Genomic DNA, 5,641 nt, shown 5'->3' on the forward strand with positions numbered 1-5,641 from the left:
TACGGGCAGGGCGGAGAGATGCTGGCGGAAAGCGATGCCGCCGGGGTCATGACCGATGAGTACGTCTATCTCAACGGCCGTCGGGTGGCGCGGCGGCTGGCCTCAGGCGACATTCACTACTACTTCGCCGACCACCTGGGCTCCTCGCGCGTGGTGTTGACCTCGACCGGCTCCTACGTCGAGGACCTGGACTTCTACCCCTTCGGGGGCTTGCGCAGCTTCTACTCCTCGGGCAGCAAGTACAAGTTCACCGGCAAAGAACGCGACCCGGAGTCGAACCTCGACTACTTCATCGCCCGCCACTACTCGTCCAGCCTGGGAAGGTTCCTGCAGCCGGACGAGTTCGCGGGTGGCCCGGTGGACGCCTTCAGCGCCAACGACCCCCTGCCCGACTTTCCCCTCCCCTGCGCCGACATCACCAACCCCCAGTCGCTGAACAAGTACGCCTACACCTACAACAATCCGCTGCGCTACACGGATCCGAATGGACATTGTGTTTGGGATTTATGTACGGCGGAAGCGCTCGTAATCGTGACAGGCACTGTCGCGGTAACGACCGCGGTCCTAACAACTCCAGCGGGACAAGAGGTACTTCGGAGGTTCGGCGAGGCGGCCGACCAAACCATCTCCTATCTTAGGGACAAGGTAAAGCCGCACGACGTCGGCGAACACGACGACCTCAAAGGGCGGTCAGTTCCAGGAGATGGACTTGACATTCATAAGGTTCCCCAAGCCCACCCGGCGGAACAGACCATAGAAGGCTATGATAGAAAAACAGGATCAGCAATCGCTCTACCAGAAGGTGAACACAAGAACATACCCGTCGAGAAGGGTGAGCCGAGACTCAAGCCTCAGGATCAAGTGAAGAAAGACTTGAGTGACTTGAGGACAAAGACCAAGACTCCGGCAAGGGCCATTGAGAAACTGAGAAAGCTGATAGAGAAGAAATATCCCGAAACAAAACCTCCGAAGAAGGCTCCGCGGCAAAAATGATAACTAGAGATGAATTTGTTAAGAACATAAAGGTGCAGACGAGCGACTCCGCAGTACGAAGCGTTCTTTCGGCCTTAAATAGCCCTCCGGGCAGAGTTCCCAACGATTCGGACGTAGGGCTGACTAGGTGGTTCACGAGCCTATCGGATCGTGACCGAGCTGCTGTGTCAGAAGTCATCCGTGAAGCTGCCGAGCACGCGATCTTCGGACTTTTCGCGATCTTGGACGGTGAAAGGGTTTTCGAGTACTCAGCCGACAAGGGTGATCTGGAGCTGTACTACGTCAAAGGGAAGCAACGCATACTCCTCAATCCTCCGAATGCAGATGAGCTGCACAATGTTTACAACAGGCTTTGTCAGGAGGACCACGTTGTAGAAGGACGGAAGCCTAATCGGCGGGGGCCAAGGTCGAAGGCCACGCGGTGACCTAGACGCTCAGTTCACGGGCGGGGTGGCCCACACTTCTGCACCGGCACCCCTGAAGGTGCCCCACCCCTTCGCGCCAGCGAAGGGTGGGCGTGAACAAAGCGTCGTTCCACCTTCGGAACAGACTGCACAAGCGTGCTACCCCACCCCGTCGGCCCGGTTCATTCGGCCGCTTTCCACCAATTGAGGGGTCGCGTCGGATCGCCAACTTCGTACACATTGCCATACCACCAACTCGTCCCTGGCGCCTCGCGCAGGAACTCGGCCAGCAACCTCTCGACGGCCTGAAACCCTGCGCTGACCGGGACCGTAAAGACCAGCATCCGCGGGGGCCCACCGTCCGACGCGCCGCCGATGGCTTCCATTCTTTCCTTCAGACGCAGAGCTTGGGCGGACGAGACGTCCTCGTTTTCCTCGAAAGCCACTATCACTGCCAGATTCCCGGCGCGTGCTACCACCCGAAAGCCGCACGCCACAGACTCGTCGAGCTCGATGATGTCCCCAGCCGCCAGCCCATCGACGAATGCGGGCGAGTGCAGCAGCCGATACCGCTTCGCGGCCAGAGGATCGACCTCCAGTACTTCCCGCGTGGCACGCCGTCCGTCGTCGGACAGTACGGGGAGAGTAATGTGCTCCATGAAGTGACGAGCCTGCCAAAAGGACCGGGCTGACCGCGGTCGGACAAACAGCTTACCGCGCGCTCCGCCGAACTATGGGCGGAATCTCTGCATCGTCCGCGTTTTTTCCTCTTGCCCCTCACTATATTGATATAACATATAAGTGTTGCTTATCTGAATGATAAGTATTTTGTTAAGACGAATCTGCCTCTAAGCTCTTTGACATCAATATTTTGGCGGCTCGCCATCGCCTAACCCTTTTCCCTGGGCGAATTTGCGCAAAATAGGGGGAGGGGGTACCCACCAGATCCCAGCCCTGAACTTCGGGCCCGTTCTGCCGCTGGGACTTTCCGACCGGCAACTCGGCCCTCGCTACTGGATAGCTACTCGGTACTAGGTACTGGCGACTGGTTTGCTAACAACTGGGTACTGGTTCCCTGGCCACTGCCTTTCGTATACTTCCCATCCCCAGCCGGTATGGGAGCCAGCCATGATGAAGACCATTTCGCTCGAGCAGGAAATCAACCCGTGGGAGGCGCAGGCGGCCCGTTTCGACCTGGCCGCGCAGAAGCTCAACCTGGATGAAGGCTTGTGGAAGGTGTTGCGCCAGCCCAACCGCGAGATCATCCTGCACATCCCGGTGCTGATGGACAACGGCCAACTGGAAGTCTTCACCGGCTTCCGGGTGCAGCACTCCATCGCGCGCGGCCCGGCCAAAGGCGGCATCCGCTACAGCCCCGACGTCACCCTCGACGAAGTGCGCGCCCTGGCCAGCTGGATGACCTGGAAGTGCGCGGTGGTCAACATTCCCTTCGGCGGCGCCAAGGGCGGCGTCATCTGCGACCCGCGCCGGCTTTCGCAGATCGAGCTGGAGAAGATCACGCGGCGCTACACCGCCGAGCTGGTGGAGTTCCTGGGCCCGGAGAAGGACGTCCCCGCGCCGGACATGGGCACCAACGAGCAGACCATGGCCTGGATCATGGATACCTACTCCATGCACATGCGCCACACGGTGACGGCGGTAGTGACGGGCAAACCGCTCGACCTGGGCGGCTCGCGCGGCCGCCGCGAAGCCACCGGCCGCGGCATCCTGATGGTCACCGACGAAGCCCTCAAGAAGCTGGAGATGAACCGCGAAGAGACCCGGGTCATCATCCAGGGCTTCGGCAACGTGGGCTCGAACGCCGCCAAGCTCATGTTTGACCAGGGCTACCGCATCGTGGGCATTTCCGAGATCGGCGGCGCGCTCTACAACCCCAAAGGCATCGATATCGACGCCCTCATGGAGCACCGCATGCGCGAAGGCTCGCTGCTCAGCTATCCCGAGGCCCAGCGCGTGGACCCGGGTGAGTTCCTGCTGATGGAGTGCGACGTGCTCGTGCCCGCGGCCACGGAGAACGTCATTACCTCGCAGAACGCCGCCCAGATCAAGGCGCGCATCCTGGTCGAGGGCGCCAACGGCCCCACCACCGCCGCCGCCGACGAGATCCTGCAGGAAAAGGGCGTATTCGTCATGCCCGACATCCTGGCCAACGCCGGCGGCGTCACCGTGAGCTACTTCGAGTGGGTGCAGGACCGCCAGGGCTACTTCTGGAAAGAATCGGTGGTCAACGAGCAACTGGAGCACATCATGCGCTCGTCGTTCGAGGACGTGGTGCGCTACGCCGAGACCCACAGCGTGAACAACCGCATCGCCGCGTATATGCTGGCCATCGACCGGGTAGCGTTCACCATCAAGCAGAGAGGCATTTACGCCTAGGAACTAACTCGGTCCTCGCAGGCGGCAACTCGAAACTCGTTACTGTTTCTTGTCGCCGGTTCCCGCATCCCCGAAGGGCCAGATGCCGTAGCCTTTGAGCTGCTTGTCCATCTTTTTCTCGATGAGCATTCTTGCTACCTGCTCGCGGGTCCAGGGAGTGGCCAGGCGCTCGGGGCGGTCGGCGATCCAGAACGCCAGCAGCGCCTTCACGGTGGTGTTCCGGGCCAGGATGTCCGGCTGCACCTTGTCAAAGGTGTCGGCGGCGGAGTGATGGGTGAACTTGTACTCGGGCGAGTCCTGGTTCAGGTTGATGGCAGGAATGCCGGCGAAGGTGAACGGGCCCGTATCGGTGCCGAAGGTGGGCTTGTCGTCGATCTTGAGGGCGCTCAGGCCGGAGAGGGCGCCGGTGAATTTCTCGACCGCCGGCATGACGTCCTTGCGTCCGCCAAGCTGCAGCGTGGCCACCGGACCCTGGCCGTTATCCAGGACGATGGCGGCGACGTGGTTCGCCATTTCCTTCTCGTGCTGTTTGACGTAGGCGAAGGAGCCCAGCAGGCCCTGCTCTTCGCCGGTGAACAGCACGAAGCGGATGGTGCGCCGCGGGCGCTGGCCTGCCGCCAGGATGGCGCGCGCCGCGCCCAGCGTGGTCACGACGCCCACGCCGTCGTCGGTTGTGCCTTGCGCCAGGTCCCACGAATCCAGGTGGCCGCCGACCACGATGATCTGTTCGGGAAACTCCGCGCCGCGGATCTCGCCCACCACGTTGGCCGATTGCACCGGCCCCGCGGTCACGCGGTTCTGCACGTCGAGCTTCAGGCGCACCGTCTTGCCGGCGTCCAGGTAGCGCTCCAATTGTTTGGAGTCCTCAGCGATCATGCTGACGGTGGGCAAGTCGAAGAATTCGCCATAGCCGAGGGCGCCGGTGTGCGTGAGCCGCAGCCCGGCGGCTTCCGCGCCACTCTGCCCACCGATGACGGCGACGGCTCCGGCTTTGTGCGCCGCGCGCAGGAACTGACCGAACTTGCCGGACTGCGGCTCCGTGGGAGCCTCGCCGCGCTTCACCGAGAGCAGAATTTTGCCTTTCCACTGGGCGGCGTTGTTGCGCATCTCGTCGTCGAGACGGTTGGTGTTCAGCAGCACCACGTCGGCTTCCACTCCGCCCGTGGGCGTCGAGCCCACCCAGCCGAGCGAGTCCACTTGCAGCCGCCGGCGTTGCGGAGAAACCATCTCGGCAGAAGCAGAGATGCGCGACCAGCCCGGCGAGAACTGGTACGGCTCGGCATGCACGTTCTCGAGGCCGATGGCCTTCATCTTGGCCAGGCCCCACTCGATGGCTTTCTTGTCCTCCGGCGTGCCGGTGACGCGGCCCCCTACGTCGTCACTGAGCTCTTGCAGGTCGGTGTAAGCGCCGCGGCTCATCATGCCCTGCCCGGCAATGGCGGTGAGCTTGGGCAGCGTGCCGTCCTCAGAGGGAGCGGCGGGACCGGCGGCGAATGCGGCCGCGGTGAGCACTGCAAGAGTCAGGGAAAGGGTCTTCCGATGCATTGTTGCCTCGTCTTGTGGAATCCTCGCGGCTGCAGAATCTTCGATTCTACACGGCGGCGATTGGCGCAGAGTCTCCCGGCGGCTTATCTGAGCCAGAGCCATCCGGCTAACGCCGCCGCCAGCATCACTACGGCCACGGCATACCCGGCGCGCCACAGGATGAGCGCAAGAAGTGCAACGGCGAAGATAGCGAGCGAAGCAGGCGAGGTGAGCGCGCTGTGCGCCAGATCCAACGTGGTGGCCGCAATCAACCCTACGACGCCGGCGGTGACGCCATCGAGGAGGTCGTGCAGAGCAGGATT

General features: G+C 62.1%; 5 protein-coding genes. 2 read left to right on the forward strand and 3 right to left on the reverse strand.

The genetic code is table 11. The features are described from left to right. The coding region (locus VLE48_02220; protein HSA91800.1) for an RHS repeat-associated core domain-containing protein at positions 1 to 993 on the forward strand (993 nt) is incomplete at its 5' end. A gap of 586 nt (positions 994 to 1,579) precedes the next feature. Here the strand turns inward: VLE48_02220 and VLE48_02225 are convergent. Next, positions 1,580 to 2,056: a DUF4265 domain-containing protein gene (locus VLE48_02225; protein ID HSA91801.1), complete on the reverse strand. Its 477-nt coding sequence runs from the start codon at positions 2,054 to 2,056 to the stop codon at positions 1,580 to 1,582. A gap of 469 nt (positions 2,057 to 2,525) precedes the next feature. On the opposite strand from VLE48_02225, the gene VLE48_02230 reads away from it, so the two are divergent. Next, positions 2,526 to 3,794: a Glu/Leu/Phe/Val dehydrogenase gene (locus VLE48_02230; protein ID HSA91802.1), complete on the forward strand. Its 1,269-nt coding sequence runs from the start codon at positions 2,526 to 2,528 to the stop codon at positions 3,792 to 3,794. A 39-nt stretch (positions 3,795 to 3,833) separates the two neighbouring features. Here the strand turns inward: VLE48_02230 and VLE48_02235 are convergent, their stop codons facing one another. Beyond that, on the reverse strand, positions 3,834 to 5,339 hold the full coding sequence (locus tag VLE48_02235) for a M20/M25/M40 family metallo-hydrolase (protein HSA91803.1): 1,506 nt from the start codon (positions 5,337 to 5,339) through the stop codon (positions 3,834 to 3,836). An 83-nt stretch (positions 5,340 to 5,422) separates the two neighbouring features. Beyond that, a partial coding sequence (locus VLE48_02240) for a chromate transporter (GenBank protein HSA91804.1) occupies positions 5,423 to 5,641 on the reverse strand: 219 nt, incomplete at its 5' end.

This window comes from Terriglobales bacterium, from assembly GCA_035454605.1.
Classification (GTDB): Bacteria; Acidobacteriota; Terriglobia; order Terriglobales; family Acidobacteriaceae; genus DATMAB01.